Annotated in this window: 23 protein-coding genes; 12 read left to right on the top strand and 11 right to left on the bottom strand. The window is 61.0% G+C overall.

The annotated features are described in order from the left end of the window. Nucleotides 1–16 precede the first annotated feature (16 nt). From OC605_RS19935 to OC605_RS19920, 4 genes are all read left to right on the top strand, one after another. Nucleotides 17–1,195 (top strand): MFS transporter, encoded by a 1,179-nt coding sequence (locus OC605_RS19935; protein WP_262139025.1) that lies wholly within the window; start codon nucleotides 17–19, stop codon nucleotides 1,193–1,195. 156 nt (nucleotides 1,196–1,351) lie between these two features. Then, nucleotides 1,352–2,038, top strand: coding sequence for an HPP family protein (locus OC605_RS19930; protein ID WP_024012953.1), 687 nt, complete (start codon nucleotides 1,352–1,354; stop codon nucleotides 2,036–2,038). A 141-nt stretch (nucleotides 2,039–2,179) separates the two neighbouring features. Then, nucleotides 2,180–3,286 carry an enoyl-CoA hydratase/isomerase family protein gene (locus OC605_RS19925; protein WP_110600601.1) on the top strand — a complete coding sequence of 369 codons (1,107 nt, stop codon included), beginning with the start codon at nucleotides 2,180–2,182 and terminating at the stop codon, nucleotides 3,284–3,286. A gap of 3 nt (nucleotides 3,287–3,289) precedes the next feature. After that, nucleotides 3,290–4,441: an acyl-CoA dehydrogenase family protein gene (locus OC605_RS19920; protein WP_024012951.1), complete on the top strand. Its 1,152-nt coding sequence runs from the start codon at nucleotides 3,290–3,292 to the stop codon at nucleotides 4,439–4,441. Between the two features lie 159 nt (nucleotides 4,442–4,600). Here the strand turns inward: OC605_RS19920 and OC605_RS19915 are convergent, their stop codons facing one another. The 6 genes from OC605_RS19915 to OC605_RS19890 form a co-directional block, all read right to left on the bottom strand. Then, nucleotides 4,601–5,374 carry an enoyl-CoA hydratase gene (locus OC605_RS19915; RefSeq protein WP_262139024.1) on the bottom strand — a complete coding sequence of 258 codons (774 nt, stop codon included), beginning with the start codon at nucleotides 5,372–5,374 and terminating at the stop codon, nucleotides 4,601–4,603. A gap of 16 nt (nucleotides 5,375–5,390) precedes the next feature. Beyond that, nucleotides 5,391–6,518 carry an acyl-CoA dehydrogenase gene (locus OC605_RS19910; protein ID WP_130910508.1) on the bottom strand — a complete coding sequence of 376 codons (1,128 nt, stop codon included), beginning with the start codon at nucleotides 6,516–6,518 and terminating at the stop codon, nucleotides 5,391–5,393. A gap of 142 nt (nucleotides 6,519–6,660) precedes the next feature. After that, on the bottom strand, nucleotides 6,661–7,854 hold the full coding sequence (locus OC605_RS19905; protein ID WP_262139023.1) for an acetyl-CoA C-acyltransferase: 1,194 nt from the start codon (nucleotides 7,852–7,854) through the stop codon (nucleotides 6,661–6,663). A gap of 12 nt (nucleotides 7,855–7,866) precedes the next feature. Then, entirely contained in the window at nucleotides 7,867–8,628 is a 762-nt protein-coding gene (locus OC605_RS19900; RefSeq protein WP_262139022.1) for an SDR family NAD(P)-dependent oxidoreductase, read from the bottom strand. 18 nt (nucleotides 8,629–8,646) lie between these two features. Beyond that, complete coding sequence (locus OC605_RS19895) at nucleotides 8,647–10,311, bottom strand: AMP-binding protein (RefSeq protein WP_262139021.1); 1,665 nt, start codon at nucleotides 10,309–10,311, stop codon at nucleotides 8,647–8,649. Between the two features lie 291 nt (nucleotides 10,312–10,602). Next, the gene (locus OC605_RS19890; RefSeq protein WP_262139019.1) at nucleotides 10,603–11,619 is read right to left on the bottom strand and encodes an AraC family transcriptional regulator; all 1,017 of its coding nucleotides are present in this window, start codon (nucleotides 11,617–11,619) and stop codon (nucleotides 10,603–10,605) included. A gap of 259 nt (nucleotides 11,620–11,878) precedes the next feature. On the opposite strand from OC605_RS19890, the gene efeU reads away from it, so the two are divergent. From efeU to efeO (OC605_RS19870), 4 genes are read left to right on the top strand one after another with little or no spacing between them, the layout of a single operon-like run. Next, nucleotides 11,879–12,718, top strand: coding sequence for an iron uptake transporter permease EfeU (efeU, locus tag OC605_RS19885; RefSeq protein WP_122507337.1), 840 nt, complete (start codon nucleotides 11,879–11,881; stop codon nucleotides 12,716–12,718). Between the two features lie 8 nt (nucleotides 12,719–12,726). Next, a complete protein-coding gene (gene efeO / locus OC605_RS19880; protein WP_262139016.1) occupies nucleotides 12,727–13,911 on the top strand; it encodes an iron uptake system protein EfeO in 1,185 nt (394 codons plus the stop codon). Between the two features lie 17 nt (nucleotides 13,912–13,928). Continuing rightward, nucleotides 13,929–15,227, top strand: a complete 1,299-nt coding sequence (gene efeB, locus OC605_RS19875; RefSeq protein WP_262139014.1) for an iron uptake transporter deferrochelatase/peroxidase subunit — start codon at nucleotides 13,929–13,931, stop codon at nucleotides 15,225–15,227. Between the two features lie 26 nt (nucleotides 15,228–15,253). Then, on the top strand, nucleotides 15,254–16,078 hold the full coding sequence (efeO, locus tag OC605_RS19870; RefSeq protein ID WP_262139012.1) for an iron uptake system protein EfeO: 825 nt from the start codon (nucleotides 15,254–15,256) through the stop codon (nucleotides 16,076–16,078). Between the two features lie 105 nt (nucleotides 16,079–16,183). On the opposite strand, the gene pssA is transcribed toward efeO (OC605_RS19870), so the two are convergent. Beyond that, nucleotides 16,184–17,527 (bottom strand): CDP-diacylglycerol--serine O-phosphatidyltransferase, encoded by a 1,344-nt coding sequence (gene pssA, locus OC605_RS19865; protein ID WP_186569685.1) that lies wholly within the window; start codon nucleotides 17,525–17,527, stop codon nucleotides 16,184–16,186. A 215-nt stretch (nucleotides 17,528–17,742) separates the two neighbouring features. Between pssA and OC605_RS19860 the strand changes: the two genes are divergently transcribed. The 3 genes from OC605_RS19860 to OC605_RS19850 all read left to right on the top strand — a co-directional run bounded on the left by OC605_RS19860 (nucleotide 17,743) and on the right by OC605_RS19850 (nucleotide 19,871). Then, nucleotides 17,743–18,306 (top strand): TetR/AcrR family transcriptional regulator, encoded by a 564-nt coding sequence (locus OC605_RS19860; RefSeq protein WP_223631346.1) that lies wholly within the window; start codon nucleotides 17,743–17,745, stop codon nucleotides 18,304–18,306. 54 nt (nucleotides 18,307–18,360) lie between these two features. Beyond that, nucleotides 18,361–18,840, top strand: a complete 480-nt coding sequence (locus OC605_RS19855; protein WP_016774707.1) for a DUF1348 family protein — start codon at nucleotides 18,361–18,363, stop codon at nucleotides 18,838–18,840. Nucleotides 18,841–19,091: 251 nt separating this feature from the next. Continuing rightward, entirely contained in the window at nucleotides 19,092–19,871 is a 780-nt protein-coding gene (locus tag OC605_RS19850; RefSeq protein ID WP_133337817.1) for a TSUP family transporter, read from the top strand. Here the strand turns inward: OC605_RS19850 and nudC are convergent. The 4 genes from nudC to OC605_RS19830 form a co-directional block, all read right to left on the bottom strand. Then, the gene (gene nudC / locus OC605_RS19845; RefSeq protein ID WP_262139008.1) at nucleotides 19,839–20,669 is read right to left on the bottom strand and encodes an NAD(+) diphosphatase; all 831 of its coding nucleotides are present in this window, start codon (nucleotides 20,667–20,669) and stop codon (nucleotides 19,839–19,841) included. The genes OC605_RS19850 and nudC overlap by 33 nt on opposite strands. A gap of 7 nt (nucleotides 20,670–20,676) precedes the next feature. Continuing rightward, nucleotides 20,677–21,489: a crotonase/enoyl-CoA hydratase family protein gene (locus OC605_RS19840; RefSeq protein WP_262139006.1), complete on the bottom strand. Its 813-nt coding sequence runs from the start codon at nucleotides 21,487–21,489 to the stop codon at nucleotides 20,677–20,679. Nucleotides 21,490–21,694: 205 nt separating this feature from the next. Further along, nucleotides 21,695–22,840, bottom strand: a complete 1,146-nt coding sequence (locus tag OC605_RS19835; protein WP_073474484.1) for a PQQ-dependent sugar dehydrogenase — start codon at nucleotides 22,838–22,840, stop codon at nucleotides 21,695–21,697. A 52-nt stretch (nucleotides 22,841–22,892) separates the two neighbouring features. Beyond that, a complete protein-coding gene (locus OC605_RS19830; protein WP_133337825.1) occupies nucleotides 22,893–23,213 on the bottom strand; it encodes a hypothetical protein in 321 nt (106 codons plus the stop codon). 189 nt (nucleotides 23,214–23,402) lie between these two features. Here OC605_RS19830 and OC605_RS19825 point away from each other — a divergent pair, with 189 nt between their 5' ends. Beyond that, on the top strand, nucleotides 23,403–24,269 hold the full coding sequence (locus OC605_RS19825; RefSeq protein WP_039762960.1) for a Ku protein: 867 nt from the start codon (nucleotides 23,403–23,405) through the stop codon (nucleotides 24,267–24,269). The last annotated feature ends 114 nt before the right edge of the window (nucleotides 24,270–24,383 follow it).

Here is a 24,383-nt window from a genome sequence, read left to right as displayed (position 1 = left end):
AGGACATTCCCCTTCCGTGGCCATGTATTCGCCGTTTATTCGCCGGTTGATGATCAGCTCGCTGACCGTGGTCATCAGCCGCGCCCTGGTCAGTCCGTTGCTGACGCTGTTCCTCAGCAACAAGCTCGGGCTCGATCCGCAGGATGTCGGCTTGCTGCTCGGCATCGCCGTATTCAGCGCAACATTGCTGTCGCTGTACGGTGGCTACATCATCGACAAGCTGGACAAGCGCCAGTTGCTGATTGTGGCCATGCTCTCCAGCGGTATCGGCCTGATCCTGCTGACCTTCGCGCAGAACCTGTATCTGGTCACCCTGGTGCTGATCATCAGCGAAACCGCGTCGGCGCTGTTCCTGATCGGCTCCAAGGCGATCCTCAGTGAAAACCTGCCGGTGGGCCAGCGGGTCAAGGCGTTTTCCCTCAATTACACGCTGACCAATATCGGCTACGCCGTCGGCCCGATGATTGGCGTGGTGATTGCCGGGGTGCAGCCGTCCGCGCCGTTCATCGTTGCCGGTGCGATCGCCATTGGCAGTATTTTTCTGCTGCTCGGCGCGACCAGGGATGCCAGTCCGACAACTTCCGGCAGTGCGCCGCAAAGTTTCCTCAACACGCTGATGATCCTGAAAAACGACCGCACCATGGTGCTGTTCACCCTTGGCTGCCTGCTCAGCACCTTGGTGCACGGGCGCTTCACCCTGTACCTGTCGCAATACCTGCTGGTCACCCACACCCAGCAACAGACCCTGGACACCATGGCCGCCCTGCTCGCCTGCAACGCAATCACAGTGATCCTGCTGCAATACCAGGTCGGTCGCTGGCTCAGTCGCGAACACCTGCGTCACTGGATTGCTGGCGGCACTGCGCTGTTCATCGTCGGGTTGATTGGCTTCAGTGTGGCGGACAGCCTGCTCGGCTGGTGCGTGGCGATGTTCATCTTCACCTTGGGCGAAATGATCATTTACCCGGCAGACTTCCTCTTCGTGGATACCCTCGCCCCGGAGGCACTGCGCGGCAGCTACTACGGCGCGCAGAACCTGGCTGCACTCGGCGGTGGGGCGAGCCCAGTGCTGTGCGGGTTTCTGCTGATGCATACGCCGGCGCCGAGCATGTTCTACGCCCTGAGCGGCTTGGCGGCGCTGGGCGGTTATCTATGCTTCGTCAGCGCGCGGCGCACCCGTTCAATGCAAAAATAGTGCACTAAAACTGCATTTATATGAATTTGTCAGCATCGAGTTTGATCGGCAAACTACGCGCGTTCCTCCCCCAATGTTGGAACGCTTCGAGGGCTTTCCGGATATGCCGGACAAGTCCTTTTTTTTGCCCCGGATTTTGTAAAGGATCAGTTCTACATGCTTGCTCGCTGGTTGCCCGCTGCCATCAACACCCGCCCCACTGAATGGAGCCGTGCCGCGATCGGTATGGCCTTGGGCACGCTGTTCAGCGTGTGGATGTGCGCGCAGGTGTTCGGCCATGACGTAGCCTTTCACCTGGTCGGCCCGCTCGGCGCTTCGGCGGTGCTGCTGTTCGCCGTGTCCTCCGGCGCCCTCGCCCAGCCATGGTCGATTCTCGGCGGCTACCTGTGTGCTGGCGTGGTCGCCCTGCTGGTCGCTCACGTGCTCGGCCGAACACTGGGCAGCGCCTGCCTTGCCGCCGGCATGGCGGTGATTCTGATGTGCTGGCTGCGTTGCCTGCACCCACCGGCCGGCGCCCTGGCGCTGACGCTGGTACTGGCCGACCCTGCGACCATCGCCATGGACTGGAAAGCCATGGAGCCGGTGATGCTCGGCGCCCTGTGCATGCTCGTCAGCGCGCTGGCCTATAACAACCTGACCCGCATCCGCTATCCGAAACGCGCTGCCGACCCGGCACCGCCAGTGGTCCCGGTCGACCGCCAGGCGATTACCGCCGAAGACTTGAAACTGGCGCTGGCCGACATGGAAGCCTTCATCGACGTCACCCCCGAAGACCTCGAACGCCTGATCCACGCCAGCGAACTGCACGCCAAGCGCCGCAGCATCAGCGAAACCTTCCGATAGCCACGCAATTTCGAGGCATGTAAAAACGCAGATTCCCCCTGCACATATCCCCGTTGTACACGACAAATTTGCACTGTTACGATCCGCTAACGCCCGCGCGCGGGCTTTTCGAATAAAGACAATAAAAGCAGGGAGTTACTGATGACAGCTCAGGCTTCATCCCGGCGGACCCCGTCCATGGATGCCATACCAAACGACGTGCTGGCCGAGGTGCGCAATCATATCGGCCACCTGACCCTCAACCGCCCTGCGGGCCTCAATGCAATCACCCTGGACATGGTGCGTCTGCTGCAACAGCAGCTCGATGCCTGGGCGTCTGACGCCGATGTGCACGCCGTGGTATTGCGCGGTGCCGGCGAAAAGGCTTTTTGCGCCGGCGGTGATATTCGTTCGCTGTACGACAGCTACAAGAGCGGCGACACGCTGCACGAAGATTTCTTCGTCGAGGAATACGCCCTCGACCTGACGATTCATCACTATCGCAAACCGGTGCTGGCCCTGATGGACGGTTTCGTCCTCGGCGGTGGCATGGGCCTGGTACAAGGCGCCGATCTGCGCGTGGTCACCGAGAAGAGCCGACTGGCGATGCCGGAAGTGGCCATCGGTTATTTCCCCGACGTCGGCGGCAGTTATTTCCTGCCACGCATTCCCGGTGAACTGGGGATTTATCTGGGCGTCAGCGGCGTGCAGATTCGCGCTGCCGATGCGCTGTACTGCGGCCTCGCCGACTGGTATCTGGACAGCAGCAAACTGGCCCTGCTCGACGAGAAACTCGATCAGATGGAGTGGCAGGACACGCCGCTCAAATCGCTGCAGAACCTGCTGGCCAAGCACGCCGTGCAAACCCTGCCCGATGCGCCCCTCCAAGCATTGCGCCCGGCCATTGACCACTTCTTTGCCTTGCCCGACGTGCCGAGCATGATCGAGCAATTGCGCGCCGTCACCGTCGCCGACAGCCACGAATGGGCGGTCACCACGGCGGATCTGCTGGAAACCCGCTCGCCGCTGGCCATGGCCGTGACCCTGGAAATGCTCCGTCGCGGCAGGCACCTGAGTCTGGAGAATTGCTTTGCGCTGGAGCTGCATCTGGACCGCCAGTGGTTTGCCCGTGGCGACCTGATCGAAGGCGTGCGCGCCCTGCTGATCGACAAGGACAAGTCACCGCGCTGGAACCCGCCAACCGTCGCTGAGCTGGACGCTGCGCAGGTGGCGAGCTTCTTCCATGGTTTTGATGAGAGCGGGAGCTGAGTCATGCACGATCTCGAACTGACTGAAGAACAAGTGATGATCCGCGACATGGCCCGGGATTTTGCCCGTGGCGAAATCGCGCCCCACGCCCAGGCCTGGGAAAAGGCCGGCTGGATCGACGACGCGCTGGTGGCGAAGATGGGTGAACTGGGCTTGCTCGGCATGGTTGTGCCGGAAGAATGGGGCGGCACCTACGTCGATTACGTCGCCTATGCGCTGGCGGTTGAGGAAATCTCTGCCGGTGACGGCGCAACCGGCGCGTTCATGAGCATCCACAACTCGGTCGGCTGCGGCCCGGTGCTCAACTACGGCAGCGACGAACAGAAAAAGACCTGGCTGGCCGATCTGGCCAGTGGGCAGACCATCGGTTGCTTCTGCCTGACCGAACCCCAGGCCGGCTCCGAAGCGCACAACCTGCGCACCCGCGCCGAACTGCGCGACGGCCAGTGGGTGATCAACGGCGCCAAGCAATTTGTCAGCAATGGCAAACGGGCGAAACTGGCGATCGTTTTCGCGGTAACCGATCCGGACTTGGGCAAGAAAGGCCTGTCGGCGTTTCTGGTGCCGACCGACACGCCGGGTTTCATCGTCGATCGCACCGAACACAAGATGGGCATCCGTGCTTCCGACACCTGCGCGGTGACACTGAACAACTGCAGCGTCCCCGAGGCCAATCTGCTCGGCGAACGCGGCAAGGGCCTGGCGATTGCCCTGTCCAACCTTGAAGGCGGACGCATCGGCATCGCCGCGCAGGCATTGGGTATCGCCCGGGCAGCGTTTGAAGCGGCGCTGGCTTATTCGAAAGACCGCGTGCAATTCGACAAGCCGATCATCGAGCACCAGAGCATTGCCAATCTGCTGGCTGACATGCACATGCAAATTAACGCCGCGCGGTTGCTGATCCTCCATGCGGCGCGGTTGAGAACGGCGGGCAAACCGTGTTTGTCCGAGGCTTCGCAGGCCAAGCTGTTCGCTTCGGAAATGGCCGAGAAGGTCTGTTCGTCGGCGATCCAGATCCATGGCGGCTATGGCTATCTTGAGGATTACCCGGTCGAGAAGTACTACCGCGACGCGCGGATTACCCAGATTTATGAAGGATCGAGCGAGATACAGCGGATGGTGATTGCGCGAGATTTGAAGAACTACCAGTTGTAATGGCGTTGGCCCTTCCCCTCACCCCAGCCCTCTCCCCAGGGAGAGGGAGCCGACCGAGTCGGTTACGGATTCAGCGGCAACCTTTCAGGTCGGCGTAATTTGCCCATATCACGCGGTCAGTCCCCTCTCCTTGGGGAGAGGGCTAGGGTAGGTCACACACTATTTGCCTTGGAATGCAGCCTCACGCTTGGCAATAAACGCCGCCATCCCTTCCTTCTGATCCTGCGTCGCAAACGCGGCATGGAACACCCGCCGCTCGAAACGCACACCCTCGGTCAGATTGACCTCGAACGCGCGGTTGACGCTCTCCTTGATCATCATCGCAATCGGCAGCGACTTGCCGGCGATAACCGCTGCAACTTTCAGCGCTTCATCAAGCAGCTCATCGCTCGGCACGATGCGCGCGACGATGCCGCAACGCTCGGCTTCTACCGCGTCGATCATGCGCCCGCTCAGGCACATTTCCATGGCCTTGGCTTTGCCCACGGCGCGGGTCAGGCGCTGGGTGCCGCCCATGCCCGGCAGCACGCCGAGGTTGATTTCCGGCTGGCCGAATCTGGCGTTGTCGCCAGCCAGAATGAAGTCGCACATCAGCGCCAGTTCACAGCCGCCGCCGAGGGCGAAACCATTGACCGCTGCGATGATCGGCTTGCGGCGGTTGGCCACTCGATCGCTGTCGCTGAACAGATCGTCCATGTAGATCTGCGGATAGGTCAGCTCAGCCATTTCCTTGATGTCGGCGCCGGCGGCGAAAGCTTTTTTCGAACCGGTGAGGACGATGCAGCCAATGTGCGCATCGGCTTCCAGCGTATCGAGCGCGTGGTTCACTTCGCTGACCAGTTGCGCATTGAGCGCGTTCAGCGCCCGCGGCCGGTTGAGGGTGATCAGGCCGACGCGGTCGCGGGTTTCCAGCAGAATCGTTTCGTAAGTCATGAATAAAAACTCCTTGTCAGAGATTGCGCGAAATGACCATGCGCTGAATGTCGCTGGTGCCTTCGTAGATCTGGCAGACGCGCACGTCGCGGTAGATGCGTTCCAGCGGGAAGTCGTTGAGGTAACCGTAACCGCCGAGGGTTTGCAAGGCCATGGAACAGACCTTCTCGGCCATTTCCGAGGCGAACAGCTTGGCCATCGACGCCTCGACCAGCGCCGGTTGGCCGCTGTCACGCAAGGCTGCGGCGTAATGCACCATTTGCCGGGCGACGGCAATTTGCGTGGCCATGTCCGCCAGGCGGAACGCCACGGCCTGATGCTCGATGATCGGCTTGCCGAAGGTGTCTCGCTCGCGGGCGTAATCACGCGCGGCCTCGAACGCAGCGCGGGCCATGCCGACGGCTTGTGAGGCGATACCGACGCGGCCGCCTTCAAGGTTGGCCAAGGCAATCTTGTAGCCCTCGCCCTCCTCGCCCAGCCGATTGGCCACCGGCACTTTCACATCTTCGAAGAGGATCTGGCACGTGTCGGAGGCGTGCTGGCCGAGTTTGTCTTCGACCCGCGCAACTTTGTAGCCGGGCGAGTCGGTCGGCACGATAAACGCGCTGATCCCGCGTTTGCCGGCGCTCGGGTCAGTCACGGCAAACACGATCACGATGCCGGCGTTCTGCCCGGAGGTGATGAACTGTTTGCAGCCGTTGAGCACGTAGTGATCGCCTTCCAGCCGCGCGCGGGTTTTCAGGCTGCTGGCATCGGAACCGGCTTGCGGTTCGGTCAGCGCGAACGCACCGAGCATGGCGCCGCTGGCCAATGGTTTGAGGAAGCGTTCACGCTGATCGTCATTGCCGAACTTGAGAATCGGCACACAGCCGACCGAGTTGTGCACGCTCATGATCGTTGAGCAGGCACCGTCGCCGGCGGCGATTTCTTCCAGGGCCATGGCGTAGGCTAGGTAGCCGGTATCACAGCCGCCCCACTGCTCCGGGACGAGCATGCCGAAGAAGCCCAGCTCGGCCATCTCGGCGATGGCTTCCCTGGGGAAACGGTGCTCGCGATCCCACTCGGCGGCGAACGGCTTGAGCCGCTCCTCGGCAAACTGCCGGGCCATGTCGCGGATCTGGGTCTGGTCTTCGTTGGGGATCATGGTGATTCCTTCAAATCTGAGTACGACATAGAACCCTGTGGGAGCGAGCCTGCTCGCGAAAGCGGTGTGTCAGTCACGCATGTGCCGGCTGAAACGACGTCTTCGCGAGCAGGCTCGCTCCCACAGTTGATCGGCGATGCCTTCAGTAAACGCATTCCACAGCCATGGCCGTGGCCTCTCCGCCGCCAATGCAGATCGCGGCAATGCCGCGCTTGAGCTGTTTCTGCCGCAGCGCCGCGAGCAACGTCACCAGAATCCGCGCCCCCGAGGCGCCGATCGGATGGCCCAGCGCGCAGGCGCCACCGTGCACATTGAGCTTGTCGTGGGGAATCTCCAGGTGCGTCATCGCCGCCATGCCGACCACGGCAAACGCCTCGTTGACTTCAAACAGATCCACCTGATCCAGCGCCCAACCGGTCTTCTTCACCAGTTTCTTGATCGCGCCAATCGGTGCGGTGGGAAACAAGCCAGGGGTATCAGCGAACGCAGCGTGGCCATGAATCACCGCCAGCGGCTTGAGGCCCAGTTGCTGCGCGTGGGACTGGCGCATCAGCACCAACGCCGCCGCGCCGTCGGAAATCGAGCTGGAGTTGGCTGCGGTGACCGTGCCACCGTCGCGGAACGCCGGTTTCAGCGAGGCGACCTTGTCGAGTTTGGCTTTCGGCGGCTGTTCATCGTTGCTGATGACCACCTGCTCTTTACCGACAGTCACCGTCAGCGGGACGATTTCGTCCTTGAAGCTGCCGTCCTCGATCGCCTGTTGCGCGCGGGTGGTCGAGGCAATGGCGAAAGCGTCCTGCGCCTCGCGGCTGAAGCTGTTGGCCTCGGCGCAATCCTCGGCGAAGGTGCCCATCAGGCGGCCCTTGTCGTAGGCGTCTTCGAGGCCGTCGAGGAACATCGAATCGAGCACGCGGCCATGGCCCATGCGATAGCCGGCGCGGGCGCGATCAAGCAGGTACGGCGAGTTGGACATGCTTTCCATACCGCCGGCAATCACCACGTCGGCGCTGCCGGCAAGCAGCATATCGTGGGCCATGATGGTGGTTTGCATGCCCGAGCCGCACATCTTGTTGACCGTGGTGCAGCGCGTCGATTTATCCAGCCCGGCGCCCAGCGCAGCCTGACGTGCCGGCGCCTGGCCGAGGCCGGCAGGCAGTACGCAACCGAACAGCACTTCATCAACCGCATCACTGGCGACACCGGCGCGTTCGACCGCAGCCTTGATCGCCGCCGCGCCGAGTTGCGGTGCGCTGAGGCTTTTCAGCTCGCCCTGAAAACCGCCCATCGGTGTGCGGACGGCGCTGACGATAACAATCGGATCATTGGACATAGTCATGACTAATCCTCCTTACTTGGCGGCCATGCGCAAGGCGCCGTCGAGACGGATCACCTCGCCGTTGAGCATGCTGTTTTCGATGATATGGCGCACGAGCGCGGCGTATTCGGCGGGCTTGCCCAGACGCGGCGGGAATGGCACGCCGGCGGCCAGCGAGTCGCGCACTTCCGGGGTCATGCCGGCCATCATCGGCGTTTCGAAAATGCCCGGTGCGATGGTCATCACGCGGATGCCGAAGCGCGCCAGTTCGCGGGCGGCCGGCAGGGTCAGGCTGGCGATCGCGCCTTTCGAAGCCGAGTACGCAGCCTGGCCAATCTGACCGTCGAACGCTGCGACCGAGGCGGTGTTGATGATCCCCCCACGCTCGCCATCAGCATTGGCTTCGCTTTCGGCAATCGCCGCAGCGGCGAGGCGCAGCATGTTGAAACTGCCGATCAGGTTGACGTTGATCACTTGCGCGAAGCTGCTGAGTGCGTGCGGGCCGTTTTTGCCGAGGATCTTCTCGCCACGGACGATGCCGGCGCAATTGACCAGGCCATTGACGCTGCCAAACGCGGCGATCGTCGCTTGCACCGCCGCTTCGGCAGCCGCCTCATTGCTGATGTCGGCAACCACGCTTTGCGCACCCAGGCGCTGCGCCTGAGCGGCGACGGCTTCGGCGTTCATGTCAACCAGCATGACTTTGGCGCCGGCACTGACCAGCAATTCCGCGCTCGCGGCACCGAGGCCTGATGCGCCGCCGGTGACGATAAAAACCTTGTTCTCGATCTGCATGACGGTGTTTCCTTGGATTCAAGCTGAAACGTTGTGCGCCGCGGCCTCTTGAGCCTTGGCGATTTCCTGGTTGCGCAAGATAAAGCGCTGCAATTTGCCACTCGGGGTTTTGGGCAATTCGCTGACAAATTCGATTTCACGCGGGTACGAATGCGCGGCCAGACGCTTGCGTACGTGTTGGCGCAGCTCTTCGGCCAGCTCCGGCACGGCGCGGTACTGCGCGCTCAGCACGACAAAGGCTTTGACCAGTTCGGTGCGTTCCGGGTCGGGCTTGCCGACGACCGCCGCCTCGACCACGGCCGGGTGTTCGATCAGCGCGCTTTCCACGTCGAACGGGCCGACGCGGTAGCCCGAAGTGGTGATCACGTCATCACTGCGGCCGACAAAGCTGATGCTGCCGTCCGGGTTCCATTCCACGGTGTCGCCGCTCAGGTAGTAGTCGCCGACGAAGGCCTTGGTCGGCGCGCCTTCGTAGCCGCCGAACCAGCACATCGGCGATTGCGGGCGGTCGATGGCAAGAATGCCCGGCTGACCGACGCCGAGTTCGTTGTATTGCTCATCGAGCACGACGATGCGATGGCCCGGCGAAGCGAAACCAGCGGCGCCGACATGCACCGGGTGCTCGAGGCCGTGGTGGTTGCACAGCACCATGCCCAGTTCGGTCTGGCCGTAATGATCGTGAATGACCACCTCGAGGTTGTCAGCGAACCAGCGGATCACTTCCGGGTTCAGCGGCTCACCGGCGCTGCTGACGATGCGCAGTTTGCCCTTGATCGATCTGGCGAACTCTTCGCCACCGGCAATCAACAAACGATAGGCAGTGGGCGAGCCGGTGAGATTGGTAATGCCGTATTTGTTGATCACCCGGCAGGTGCTTTCGAGGGTGAACGGGCCATCGTAGAAAGTAATCGGGTGGCCCAGCGCCAACGGCCCGGTGACGCCGAAATAAATGCCATAGGCCCAGCCCGGATCGGCGACGTTCCAGAACGCGTCTTCAGGACGCAGGTCCACCGCATCGCGGGTGTAGCTCTGGAAAGCGACGATGGCTTTGAGCGGCACTGACAGCGCTTTCGCCGGCCCCGTGGTGCCCGAGGTGAACATCAGCAGGAACGGGTCTTCGCCGGTCAGTAACACCGGTTCGCAAACATTGGAATGGTTGGCCAGCTCAGCCCAGAAACTGAAATCACCACGAACGATGCCCTGACCTTTGGCGCCACCAACGGTGACGATGGTCGGGCATGCGCTGACTTCATTGAGCTTGGGGCGATTGACCGCATCGGTGATCACGACCTTCGCCCCGGAGCTGTTCAGGCGATGTTCGAGAGCTTTCGGCCCGAATGCAGTGAATAGCGGCTGATACACCGCGCCGATGCGCCAGGTGGCGAGCACAGTGATGAGTAATTCGACGTTGCGCGGCAGTAGGCCGGCGACCTTGTCGCCCTTCTGCACACCCTCGGCGAGGAGGAAATTGGCGAAACGCGCGGCTTTGTCTTGCAGATCAGTGAAGGTGTAAGTCGCACTTGAGCCGTCGCGACCTTCCCAGAACAACGCAATTCGCCCAGGCAAGGCATGGCGGTCGCAACATTCGATGCAGGCGTTGAGTGCCGCCAGCGTGCCGCTGAGCGACGCATCGACGGTGTGCTGATAATCGAACTGTTCGGTGGCAGACAAGTAATCGCGCATTGCCAGAATCCCTCGGTGTTTTTATTAGGCTGGGAACCGTAAACAACACAGGGATAGTCGCGCCGCGCGGGGCTCGGGGCAATGGTCAAAGTTATCAAAGTGGCTGACTGGTTTGGCCAAGGGGTTGGGGCCGCATCCCCTGTAGGAGCTGACGAGTGCAACGAGGCTGCGATCTTTTGATCTTGATTTTTACCATCAAGTACAAGATCAAAAGATCGCAGCCTTCGGCAGCTCCTACAGGAGACCGCATTTCAAAAATGTGGGAGCGAGTCTGCTCGCGAAGGCGTCGGGTCAGACCACCTCATTGAGGATCAGGGTGCGGTAATGCCCCGGGTTCGACCCGGACCATTTGCGAAACGCCTTGTAGAACGAACTGGCATCCGCAAAACCCAGCCGTGCAGCAATCTCGACGAAACTGATCGAGGGCTCTGCCAGCCAGGTGATCGCCAGCTCTTTGCGCACACTGTCCTTGAGGCCCTGATAGGTCTGCCCTTCCTCAGCCAGACGCCGGCGTAATGTCGACGCGGACATGCACAGTTGCTGAGCCAGCGCCTCGGTTTCCGGCCAATGCGCCGCGGGCACTTGCCGCAGATCGTGCTTGATCCGGCTGGCCAGGCTGTCGGGGTCGCGGTACTTGACCAGAATGTTCGCCGGCGCCTGGGCCAGGAAGCGCTTGAGTTCTTCAGCGCTGCGCTTGATCGGCAGATCAAGACAATCGGCGGAAAAGATCATTCGTGTTCGCGGGCGTTCGAAACGCAGGTTTTCCGAAAACATCACCCGATAGTCATCAGTGAAATCCGGTTCGGCGCAGCGCAGTTCAATGGCGAGAATCGGAATCCGCCGCCCGGCCAGCCAGCACGCGACGCCGTGAACGATCATCCAGTAAGTGAAATAGGTAAAGGCGCGGCGCGGCTCGGCGTCGTCTTCGAGCAGGACGATTTCCGCAAGGCTCTGCTGATGCACCAGTTGCGCCGGCAGGTTTTCCAGCATCAGCGACAGGAACGTCAGACCGGTATCCAGCGCCGACGCCAGCGTCGGTTGCGCCATGGCGCTGCGACACAAAAACGCCAGGCTGCCGGACTTGAGCGGGCGTGGGTCCATGCCGAAGAACTCGTCATCACCGCGTCGTGCCAGCAGGCGCCAGAGTCTGGCGTATTGCGAGGCCGGCACCCTGCCCTCATCGGCCGCTAACGAAGCCGGATCGATGCCGACCTTGCTCAATGCCTCATCCGTCGCCGCGCCCGGGGCGCAACTTTGCAGCAGCGCTTCGCGCACCAGTTGAATGGCAATGGTGTCTTTTTCTGCCATGGAGCGAGGTGAGCCTTGTTGTTTTTTGGGTGGTGGGCATCTTAACCCAGCTGCTGAAGTCACCGCAGGGCCAATGTGGGAGCGAGCCTGCTCGCGAAGGCGGTGTGTCAGATAAACAAATGTCACACGCATACCGCATTCGCGAGCAGGAATGACAGTTGTTCAGCTAAGGTTCAGCTAAATGTCAATGAATGCCATTTGGGAATGAGTGTCATTATGTTACAACTTAGCCTCCTATCTAAATCGCTGTGGCTCGCCAATGCTCGTTCCCTTTTTGATCATGTTGCGCGAAGGCATCGAGGCCGCGCTTATCGTCGGCATCATTGCCAGTTATTTGCAGCAGACCGGCCGTGGTCAATGGATGCCAGCGGTATGGATCGGCGTCTTCCTCGCCGCTGCCCTTGCCCTGCTGGTCGGCGGTGGCCTGGAGCTGGTCAGTGCTGAATTCCCGCAAAAGCAGCAGGAGTTGTTCGAAGGCGTGGTCGGTCTGGTCGCCGTGGGCATTCTCAGTTCGATGGTGTTCTGGATGCGCAAGGTCGCGCGGTCGATCAAGCACTCGCTGCAAGCCTCGCTGGATCAAGCGCTGACCCAATCCAGGCATCAGGTGATTGCATTGATCGCCATGGTTTTCTTCGCCGTCGCTCGCGAGGGCCTGGAAACGGTGTTCTTCCTGCTTGCCGTGTTCCAGCAAAGCGAAGGCCCGGGCGCGCCGATTGGCGCCCTGCTCGGCCTGGTCCTGGCGGTGATCGTCGGTTTCCTGATCTACAGCGGCAGCATGCGCCTCAATCTCTCGGCGTTCTTCAAGTGGACCGGATTGTTCATCCTCGTGGTCGCCGCCGGGATTCTCGCCAACTCGGTGCAGGCGCTGCATGAAGCCGGGCTGTGGAATCACCTGCAAACGGTGCTGTTCGACTTCAGCGCGACGCTGCCGATGGACGGCCCGCTGGGCTCGGTGCTGGCCGGCATGTTCGGTTATCAGGATGCGCCGACCGTCAGCACCTTGGGCGCGTACCTGATTTATCTGCTGCTGGCACTGGTGATGTTCTTCATGCCCGCGCCTCGCCAGGCGACGCCAACCACTTCCGTTTCCAGCCAATAAGGCCCTTCATGTCTACTACCCAAACCCCTCCGGCCCTGCGTTGGGCGCTGGCCGGCTCGGTGCTGCTGATGGTCGCCGCCGGCGGGCTGTTCTGGTACGCCTCGAACATGGCCGCCGCCAAGCGTCAGCACAACCACGACGAAATCGTCGTCAACATCCATCCCCACAGTTGCGAGCCGAATGCCCTGACGGTGCCGGCCGGCCGCGCCAGTTTCCGCATCGTCAACCGCTCCGAGCGTGCGGTCGAGTGGGAAATTCTCGACGGCGTGCTGGTGGTCGAAGAGCGGGAAAACATCGCGCCGGGCCTGAGCCAAGTGATCAACGCCAACCTGCAACCGGGCGACTATGCGATCACTTGCGGCCTGCTCAGCAACCCGCGCGGTACTTTGCACGTCACACCGACGGCCGCTTCCGATGCCGCCGCCAAGGCCAAGCCATCGATGGTGGCTTTCGTCGGGCCGCTGTCGGAATTTCGCGTGTATCTGGCCGTTCAGGGCAGCGCGTTGATCAAAGCGGCGACGGCGCTGAATCAGGCGATCGCCAATGGCGATCTGGCGCAGGCGCAAGCGTTGTACCTGCCGGCGCGTGCAGCCTATCAGCGTCTGGCGCCGGCGGCGCAGCGTCTGGCCGAGCTGGACAATCAGATCAATGCCCGCGCCGATTATTTCGAGAAGCGTGAGCAGGATCCGGCCTTTGTCGGCTTCCATCGCCTCGAACACGCGCTGTTCCAGCAACGCAAACTCGACGAGGTTGCGCCGATTGCCCAGCGCTTGCTCGCAGATGTCACCACCCTCAAGCAACAGTTGCTCGCGCAGTCGCTGCCGCCGGAGCAACTGGTCAACATTCTCGTGCGCAACCTCAGCAGCCTCGCCGATGTGCGCGCCGGCAGCGGCGAGGAAGAACGCTACAGCCACAGCGATCTCAACGGTTTCGCCGCCAACGCGCAAACCGCGCGCAAGGTCGTCGACCTGTTGCGCCCGATGCTGAGCAAATCCTCCGCTGACGTGTTGGCGAATGTCGACCAGGCCATGAGTGACTTCGACAACCAGCTCAACGCGTTCAAATCCGCCGATGGCTACGTCAGTTACGACGCCGTGACCGCCGCGCAACGCCAGCAGATCGCCGCCAAAGCCAAGGCTCTGGCCGCGGCAATGGATGGCATCGACCCCGCCCTCGGCCTTTCCGGCCTGTAAGCAGAAGACCACGACAGATGAACGATTCAGAACCTCTCAACCTGCAACGACGTCGCGTGCTGATGGGCATGGGCGCCGCCGGTGTCGCCCTTGCCGGATCGGCGCTGAGCTGCCCGGCCATGGCCGCCGTACCGGCGCAAGTCACCGAAGCGCCGAGCAGCGACAAGACTGAAGACCGCCACGACTTCCACGGTGTGCACCAGGCCGGCATCGTCACCCCGCGCCCGGCCTCCGGGATGCTGGTGGCGTTCGATGTGCTGGCCAGCGATCGCGAAGACCTTGAGCGGCTTTTCCGCACTCTCAACGAACGCATCGCGTTTTTGATGAAGGGCGGCCCGGTCGCGCAGGTTGATCCGAAACTGCCGCCGCTGGACTCTGGCATCCTCGGCCCGGTGGTCACCCCGGACAACCTGACCATCACCGTTTCCGTCGGCGATTCGCTGTTCGACGAGCGCTTCGGTCTGGCGGCGGCAAAGCCCAAGCGTCTGCAACGCATGGTCGGTTTTCCCAACGATGCGCTGGACGCCGACTGCTGCCATGGCGACCTCAGTCTGCAGTTCTGCGCCAACACCGCCGACACCAACATTCACGCCCTGCGCGACATCGTAAAAAACCTGCCTGACCTGCTGCTGGTGCGCTGGAAACAGGAAGGCAGCGTCCCGCCGCAAGCGCCGGCCAAACCCGGCGTACCGGCGCAGTCGGCGCGCAACTTCCTCGGTTTTCGCGATGGCTCGGCCAACCCCGATTCCAACGACGCCAAGGCGATGGAGCGGATTGTCTGGGTACAACCGGACAGTGACGAACCGGCCTGGGCTGCCCACGGCAGTTATCAAGCGGTGCGCATCATCCGCAACTTCGTCGAGCGCTGGGATCGCACGCCGTTGCAGGAGCAGGAAAGCATTCTCGGCCGGGTCAAGAGCAGCGGCGCGCCCATCGGCGGCCACAAGGAAAGCGAAGTGCCGGATTACAGCAAGGACCCCGCCGGCAAACTGACCAGGCTCGATGCGCACATTCGTCTGGCCAACCCGCGCACCGCCGCGACCCAGGCCAATCTGATCCTGCGTCGGCCGTTCAACTACTCCAACGGCGTCAACAAGAACGGCCAGCTCGACATGGGCCTGCTGTTCATCTGCTACCAGGCCGATCTGGAAAAAGGCTTTATCACCGTGCAAACCCGACTCAATGGCGAGCCGCTTGAGGAATATCTCAAACCGGTCGGCGGCGGTTATTTCTTCACCCTGCCCGGCGCTACCGGCGATGACGATTTCATCGGTCGCTCGTTACTGGCTGCCACCTCCCAAAACAAAACCGCATGACACCCAACCGACACTGGAGCCGCCCCATGAAAAAAACGCCACTCGCGTTATTGCTGACCCTTGGTTTGCTCAACACCCCGTTAGCGGCGTTCGCCGCGACTGCGCCGCTGGATCTGGTGGGGCCGGTGTCGGACTACAAGATCTACGTGACCGAAAAGCTCGATGAACTGGCCAGCCACACCCAGCAGTTCACCGACGCAGTGAAGAAAGGCGACTTGGCGACCGCGCAGAAGCTCTACGCGCCGACGCGGGTGTATTACGAGTCGATCGAGCCGATTGCCGAGCTGTTCAGCGATCTCGATGCGTCCATCGACTCGCGCGTCGACGACCACGAAAAAGGCGTGAAGGCTGAAGACTTCACTGGCTTTCACCGCATCGAATATTCGTTGTTCGCGGAGAAGTCCACTAAGGGCCTGGATGCATTGGCCGACGGTTTGAACAAGGACGTGCAGGATCTGCAAACCCGTGTGGCCGGTCTGACCTTCCCGCCGGAGAAAGTCGTTGGCGGCGCTGCTGCGCTGGTGGAAGAAGTCGCAGCGACGAAGATTTCCGGCGAGGAAGACCGCTACAGCCACACCGATCTGTATGACTTCCAGGGCAATATCGACGGCGCCAAGAAGATCGTCGATCTGTTCCGCCCGCAGATCGAACAGCAGGACAAGGCGTTTGTAGCGAAAGTCGACAAGAACTTCGCCACGGTCGACCGGATTCTGGCCAAGTACAAGACTGCGGATGGTGGCTTTGAGACCTACGACAAAGTGAAAGACAACGACCGCAAGGCGCTGGTCGGGCCGGTGAATACGCTGGCGGAGGATTTGTCGATGATGCGCGGGAAGTTGGGTCTGAACTGATTTTTTAGCCTCTGGTCTGGCCCCTTCGCGAGCAGGCTCGCTCCCACAGTTGGAATGCATTTCCCTGTGGGAGCGAGCCTGCTCGCGAAAGCAATTCCGGACGCTCTAGAGAATCCTGTAAAGCAACCGCTCAATCCTCACCCGACTCACCCGCTTGAGAAACTTCGCCACCCCTGCCGGGTAATCCGGCAGTGTCTCCAGGGTCTGGAAGCTGTCGATCCGCGTGGTATGGCGGAAGATGTTCTCCAGCTCGTTCGCCCTTGGCTCCAGCCATTCGCCTTTCGGATCGTCGATCAGCAGCGCGTTTTCCAGATCGAGGCGAAACGCCCGTGGGTTGAGGTTGTTGCCGGTCAGCAAGGTGTAGCGCTGATCGATCCACATGCCTTTGAGGTGATAGGTGTTGTCACCGTCGCGCCACAGGTGCAGGTTCAACTGACCGCTGTCGATGCTGTGCTGGTGGCGTTTGGCGAAGCGGCGCAGGCTGATCTCGTATAGATACGGCAGCGCGGCGATCACCTTGAATGGTTCGCTCGGCGGAATGTAGAAGTCATTGGCTGTCTTGTCGCCAACCACGATGTCGATCTTCACACCCCGGGCCAGCGCTCGGTTGATTTCACGGATCACGCCCAGTGGCAGGTTGAAGTACGGCGTGCAGATGGTCAGCTGCTTTTGCGCGCTGGCGATCAATTCGAGAATCGCCCGGTTCAGCGGGTTGTTCTTGCCGACGCCGAGCAGTGGCGTGACCGACAGCCCTTCACGGCTGGTGCTGCCGGCCCCGGTGTCGTAAGTCGCGTACTTGAGACGGCTGCGCAGGTCGCCGATGTCGTTGCGCAGGCTGCGGGTAGTCGGCAGGTTGGGCAGGTCGAGGCGGTGCACGGCTTTCGATTCGATCAGGCCATGCTTGACCAGGTGATGCATCGAATCCGCCAGCTCGCGACTGCGCAGCACGTGGTAACGGTCGAAACGGTACTTGTCGAGTTTGTGCAGGTAGACGTTGTTCAGGCTCGCACCGCTGTAAACCACCTTGTCGTCGATCACGAAGCCTTTGAGGTGCAGCACGCCGAACAGCTCGCGGGTCTGCACCGGCACGCCGTAGATCGGCACTTCGCTCTGGTGCGTGCGGGTCATGTCCTGATACCAGGCGGCGTTGCCCGGCTGCTTGCCGGCGCCAATCAAACCGCGCTGGGCGCGCAACCAGTCGACCACCACGGCGATTTCCAGCTCGGGCCGCTTGAGCTTGGCCGCGTGCAGGGCATCGAGGATTTCCTGGCCGGCTTCGTCTTGCTGCAGATACAGCGCGACGATGTAAATGCGTTGGGTCGCTGCGGCGATTTGCTCGAGCAGGCAGCGTCGGAATTCGGCAGCACTGGACAGAATGCTCACCGCCTCGGCGGTCAGCGCGAAGCTGCGCAGTTTAGGCAGCAGAGAACGTTTGAAAAGCAACGGCATAAGGCTCGCAAGGTTCGATTCCGAAGAGTTTGAGAGCTTACACCATCGTCTGCGCCGGGTCTTGTCAGTGTCCGTAATGGCCCCTTCGCGAGCAGGCTCGCTCCCACCTTTGAATTGCATTCCCCTGTGGGAGCGAGCCTGCTCGCGAAAGCGTTTTCACACACGCTGAAGAAATTCGCTTGACCAAGGAGAACACTCGTTCTACTGTTCGCCACATGAACGAATCAATCAGCAATGACACACGCGACATCATTCTGGATGTCACCGAAAAGTTGATCTACAAAAGTGGCATCGCTGCCACCAGCATGGATCTTCTGGTGAAGACCGCCGGCGTCTCCAGAAAAAGCATCTACCGTTACTTTGCCGACAAAGACGCACTGGTTGTCGCAGCCCTTCAGCGACGCGATGTTCGCTGGATGCACTGGTTCACACATGCTGTCGATCAGGCCGAAACCCCGGTTGATCGCCTGCTCAACCTGTTTACCGTGCTCAAGGGCTGGTTCGACTCGGAAGGCTTTCGCGGCTGCGCCTTTATCAACACCAGCGGCGAAACCGGCGATCCGCAGGATCCGGTGCGGCTGGTGGCCAAAGAACACAAACAGAAGCTGCTCGACTACGTGTGCGAGCTGTGTACCGAATATGGCGCCGAGGATCCGCAACTGCTGGCCAGACAGTTGCTGATCCTGATTGAAGGCGCCATTACCGTAGCGCTTGTGATGGGTGATCACAGTGCCGCCGATAATGCGCAATGCATGGCGCGAAAGTTATTGGGCCTGTAACTCTTGATAAGCCGGACTTGTTGTTCATACATTAAATGAATCAGGAGATTGAACATGTCGACTGCAGCCCAGGTACGTCCGCCATTGCCGCCATTCAACCATGCGTCAGCGATCGAGAAGGTGCGTCTGGCCGAGGATGGCTGGAACAGCCGCGATCCGGAAAAGGTTTCGCTCGCTTACACCCTCGATACCAAGTGGCGCAATCGCGCCGAGTTCGCCAACAACCGCGAAGAGGCCAAGGCTTTTCTGACGCGCAAATGGGCGAAGGAACTGGATTATCGCTTGATCAAAGAACTCTGGGCCTACTCCGATACGCGCATCGCCGTGCGTTACGCCTATGAATGGCACGACGATTCGGGCAACTGGTTCCGCTCGTACGGCAACGAGAACTGGGAGTTCGATGACAACGGCCTGATGTTCCAGCGCTATGCCTGCATCAACGACATGCCGATCAAGGAAAGCGAGCGCAAATTCCACTGGCCGCTGGGCCGCCGCCCTGATGATCATCCGGGGCTGTCTGAACTCGGTCTCTAAGGGCTACTCACCCCTGTGTAGGAGCTGCCGAAGGCTGCGATCTTTTGATCTTGATTTGATCGTTCCCATGCGCAGCAGCCGGAACGCTCTGCGTCCCGGAAGATCGCAGCCTTCGGCAGCTCCTACACAGGAATGTATTCCAGACTGTAATTGACGACGGCATGCTCTGGCTCGCCGCAACACTTCGATACAGGTAACATAACCGCCCTCCCGCAGCCCACGTTCTGCGCCTTGCCGAATAAGTCGACTCCATGCCTTTCGAACTCAGCGTTGACCTCACCACCCTGGCCATTCTGGCTGCTGTTGCATTCCTTGCCGGTTTCATCGATGCCATCGCTGGCGGTGGCGGTCTGTTGACCACGCCGGCGCTGCTGACTGCGGGTTTACCGCCGCATCTGGTATTAGGCACCAACAAGCTGAGCTCGACCTTCGGTTCGGCGACCGCCAGTTTCACCTTCTACAGGCGCAAACTGTTTCATCCACGCCAGTGGACCCACGCGATTGTCGGCACTCTGGTTGGCGCGCTTACCGGCGCGGTGGTTGCGCATTACCTGCCGGCCGAGTGGCTGAACAAGATGCTGCCGGTGATCGTTTTCGCCTGTGGCCTGTATTTGCTATTTGGCGGCACGCCGAAAGCGCCGCTGGACAGCGACGCGCCGATCAAAAAGAAATGGCAATCGACCCAAGGCTTCAGCCTCGGCTTCTACGATGGCGTGGCCGGCCCCGGCACGGGCGCGTTCTGGACAGTCAGCAGTCTGCTGCTGTATCCGATCGACCTGGTCAAGGCCAGCGGCGTGGCGCGAAGCATGAACTTTGTCAGCAACATCGCGGCGCTGTCGGTGTTCATCTTCTCCGGACAAGTCGACTGGATCATTGGCTTGTGCATGGGTCTGTCGGTGATGGTCGGGGCTTTCTTTGGCGCGCGCACCGCGATCAGCGGCGGCGCCAAATTCATTCGTCCGGTGTTCATCACCGTCGTGCTCGGCTTGACTGTGCGCTTAGCCTGGCAGCACTGGTTCAGCGTGGCCTAAGCGCCGCGCCACATAGACGTCGATCAGGTAACGGGCAATCGAACGCGACGCTGGCAACGGCGGCAACTCGTGCACGTTGAACCACTGGGCGTCTTCAATCTCGTCTTCCTGACAGACAATCTCGCCACCGGCATATTCGGCATGGAAGCCGAGCATCATCGAATGCGGGAACGGCCAGCACTGGCTGCCGATGTACTGGATGTTCTTCACTTCGATCTGCACTTCTTCACGCACTTCGCGAATCAGGCAATCCTCGGCCGATTCCCCCGGCTCGGCGAAACCGGCCAGCGTGCTGTAAACCCCGGTGACGAAACGCGGCGAGCGTGCCAGAAGGATTTCGTCGCCACGGGTAATCAGCACGATCATGCTTGGTGAAATGCGCGGATAACTGCGCAGTTCGCACGGCTGGCAATACATCGCTCGTTCGCGCGGTACTTGTGTCATCGGCTGGCCGCAGTTGCCGCAGAAGCGGTGCTCGCGAGCCCAGGTGCCGATCTGTGCGGCATAGCCGAGCACTTTGTACAGCGTGTGATCGCCTTCGAGCATGAACGCCCGCAAGCCTTTCCAGCCGCAACCGGGCACTTCGCTGACGCTGCGCAACTCGAGCAGATACACCGGCTCGCCATTCAGATGACCAATGCCGTGCTCGGCAAGGACCGAAAGGTCCTGGCGCTTGAGCCATTCGCGCGGGAACAGTGCGCCGTTTTCATCGAACAGAAAGCCTTCCGGGCTGCGCGCTACGGCCCAGCCGCCGGGTTGATCGGTGTCGAGTACTGCAGTGGTCCAGCGAGAGGTCATGGTTAACTCAATCCAGAAATTCGGGTTTCTGTTTGCTCATGTGGGCGGCCATGGCCACGCGCAGATCGGTGGATTGCAGCATGGCGGCGTTCCAGGTGGCAACGTATTCGAGACCATCGTCGATGCGATGGTCGCGCATGTAGCTGATCATTTCCTTGGTGCCGGTCACGGCAATCGGCGACTTCGCCGCGATGTCGCGGGCAATGTCGAACACGCCTTCGAGCAGTGTGTCCTTATTGCTGTAGACGCGATTGACCAGGCCCATGCTGCGTGCTTCCTCGGCGCCAAAGGTGCGACCGGTGTAAGCCAGCTCACGCAGCATGCCGTCTCCGATGATTCGCGGCAACCGTTGCAGCGTACCGACGTCAGCGGCCATGCCGATGTCAATTTCCTTGATGGAAAATTGCGCGTCCTCGGCGGCATAACGCATATCACAAGCCGAGATCAGATCGATCGCCCCGCCCAGGCAATAGCCCTGAATCGCGGCGAGTACCGGTTTGCGGCAGTTGTCGACGGCGTTGAACGAGGCTTGCAGATTGAGGATCTTGCGCCGCAACAGGCGCGCATTGCGGCCCACGTCCTTGCCCAGTTCATTGGCGACACCGGCAAGCATCATCAGGTCAATGCCGGAGGAAAAATGCTTGCCGTTACCGCTGAGCACCACCACGCGGACTTCGTCGGTATCGTCGATCCATTGGAAGATCTCGACAATCTCGCTCCAGAACGCCGCGTTCATTGCGTTGATTTTTTCCGGGCGATTGATCTGCACATGCGCGATGTTGTCGGCCAGTTCGACGCTGAAGGCGGAGTATTGAGTCATGGCAGTGATCCTTTACCGGGATGGGAATTAAGGCCCGAACTATAACAAGGCAACGGGGCGGCGGTTCGGCCAAATGCGGGACTGCTAGGAGTCTGCGCAAGATGCGCGGGCCTCTTCGCGAGCAGGCTCGCTCCCACAGGGAGACTGCATTTCAATGTGGGAGCGAGCCTGCTCGCGAAGGCGTCGGATCATTAACCGCACGCAATCATTTCAGCCCCAGCCTGTACAGCGAGCCATTCTCTTCATCCGTCAGCACATACAGATAGCCATCCGGCCCTTGGCGCACATCGCGGATCCGCTTGTTCAACTCACCCAGCAGACGCTCTTCATGCACGACCTTGTCGCCATCGAACTGCAGTCGAATCAGCTCCTGGGACACCAGTGCGCCGATAAACGCGTTGTGCTGCCACGGCGTGAAGCGATCGGCGTCGTAGAACGCCATGCCGGTTACGCCGGGGGATTTTTCCCAGACATGGTGCGGCGCCACGGTGCCTTCAGCAGTTTTGCCCTTGGCCTCCGGAATCGGCTGCATCGAGTAATTGATGCCATGGGTCGCCAACGGCCAGCCATAGTTTTTGCCACGTTCGATGATGTTCACTTCATCGCCGCCACGTGGCCCGTGCTCGTTCTCCCACAGCGTGCCGGTCCACGGATTGAGCGCCGCGCCCTGCGGGTTGCGCAGGCCATAGGACCAGATTTCAGGCCTAACACCGGATTGGCCAACGAAAGGGTTATCGTCCGGCACTTTGCCGTCCGGGAAGATGCGTACGACTTTGCCTTGCAGCTTGTCCAGATCCTGCGCAGTCGGGCGGTCGTTGTTTTCGCCGAGGGTGATGAACAGATACCCGTCGCGATCGAACACCAGGCGTGAACCGAAGTGGTTGCTCACCGACAGTTTCGGTTCCTGACGAAAGATCACGTTGAAGTCTTTGAGCGTCTTCAGGTCATCGGAAAGCCGTCCGCGCCCTACCGCCGTGCCAGCCTTGCCGCCCTCACCACCGCCTTCGGCATACGACAGATAGACCATGCGATCCTGCTTGAAGTCTGGCGAAAGCGCCACATCAAGCAAACCGCCCTGCCCTTTGGCCCAGACTTGCGGCACGCCACTGATCGGCTCCGACAGCTTGCCGTCCTTGCTGACGACGCGCAGATGACCCGGGCGTTCGGTCACCAGCATGCCCTTCTGATCAGGCAGAAATGCCAGCGCCCACGGATGCTCCAGGCCTTGGGCAACGGTGGTGACTTCAAGAATGCCCTGTTCGCTTTTCAGCTCTTTGGGCGCGGCGGCGAAGGCCGGGGCACTGATCAGCGCGGCGGCGCAGCAGGTGGCTAGTAGGGTTTTACGCAACATGCACGATTCCTTTTGTTCGTGTGAAAGGCTGACAGAACATCAGTCCTGCCGTTCAACGGTTGCTGCCGGTGCCCCGTGGGGGCGGGTTGGGAATGAAGGTTGGAGGATTGCTCGGCACCGAGCGAATTGGCTGGCCATTGCCGATACCGCGATTTTCAACGGTTGGCTGACGTGGCAGGGGAACGGTGTTCGGCCCGCGAAGGGGCGGAGCGCTGGGCTGGGTGCCCTGCATGCTGTTGGGATTGGCCCGGCGGATCGGGCTGTTGTAGGGATTGTTGCTGTTGCCGGTAGGGCTTTGCGCCAGCACGACATCGGCGTGAACCAGGCCACCACTGAGGGCGAGGACGGCGATGCCAAGCAGAAACCGGTTCATGGGAAATACCTCTCGATGTGCGTGGACTAGAGCCTTGGAGCCCACGCTACGCCGTGGGTTCGGATTTGTTAACCCTCGCGCCTTAAACAACATGTAACACGGCTTGACCGTACCGCTGGAAGCCGCGCAATCACCGGAAACTTTCTCACCGCGCCACGGGTCACCTGATCATCACTCGGAGGACAGGTCATGGCTCGGGCAATCTGGAAAGGCGCAATCAGTTTTGGACTGGTACACATCCCCGTGGCGCTGGTTTCAGCGACGTCGTCCCAAGGCGTGGACTTCGATTGGCTCGACAGCCGCAGCATGGACCCGGTGGGCTATAAACGCATCAACAAGGTCACCGGCAAGGAAGTCACCAAAGAGAACATCGTCAAAGGCGTGGCCTACGAAAAGGGCCGATATGTGGTGCTCAGCGAGGAAGAAATCCGCTCGGCGCACCCGGTTTCCACGCAGACCATCGACATTTTCTCGTTCGTCGATGCCGAGCAGATTCCGCTGCAGAACATCGATACGCCCTACTACTTGGCGCCAGACAAGCGCGGCGGCAAGGTCTACGCGTTGCTGCGTGAAACCCTGAGCAAAACCAACAAGGTCGCCCTCGCCCGCGTTGTCCTGCATACCCGTCAATACCTGGCCGCGTTGATGCCGCTGGAGTCGGCGCTGGTTCTGGTGAAACTGCGCTGGCCACAGGAAGTGCGCAGCCTTGATGAACTGGCGCTGGGCAGTGAAGTGACCAAGCCTCAGTTGGCCAAGGGCGAGCTGGACATGGCCAAACGTCTGGTTGAAGACATGACCTCGGAGTGGTCGCCCGAAGACTACAAGGACGAGTTCGAAGACAAGATCATGGCGCTGGTCGAGAAGAAAGCCCATGAAGGCAAGATCGAGGACGTCGAGACCGCTACTGGCGAGGAAGAGCGCAAGACTGCCGATGTTATCGACTTGACCGAGCTGCTCAAACGCAGCCTCGGCGGCAAGGCACCGGCCAAGCCCAAGGCCAAATCAACCAGTAAGGCGGCGCCGGCGAAGAAGACTCGGAAGGCGTCCGGGGAGTAAGCGTTGGGCCAGCTAGAGGTATGTTGGAAGTGAAACCGCCTTCGCGAGCAGGCTCGCTCCCACTGGGGAACGCATTCCAGATTGTGGGAGCGAGCCTGCTCGCGAAGAGGCCGG

It is taken from the genome of Pseudomonas sp. Marseille-Q5117 (genome assembly GCF_946901175.1).
Lineage (GTDB): Bacteria > Pseudomonadota > Gammaproteobacteria > Pseudomonadales > Pseudomonadaceae > Aquipseudomonas > Aquipseudomonas iranensis.
The sequence above is the reverse complement of the archived record's forward strand: the minus strand, read 5'-3'. Positions and strand labels throughout refer to the sequence as shown.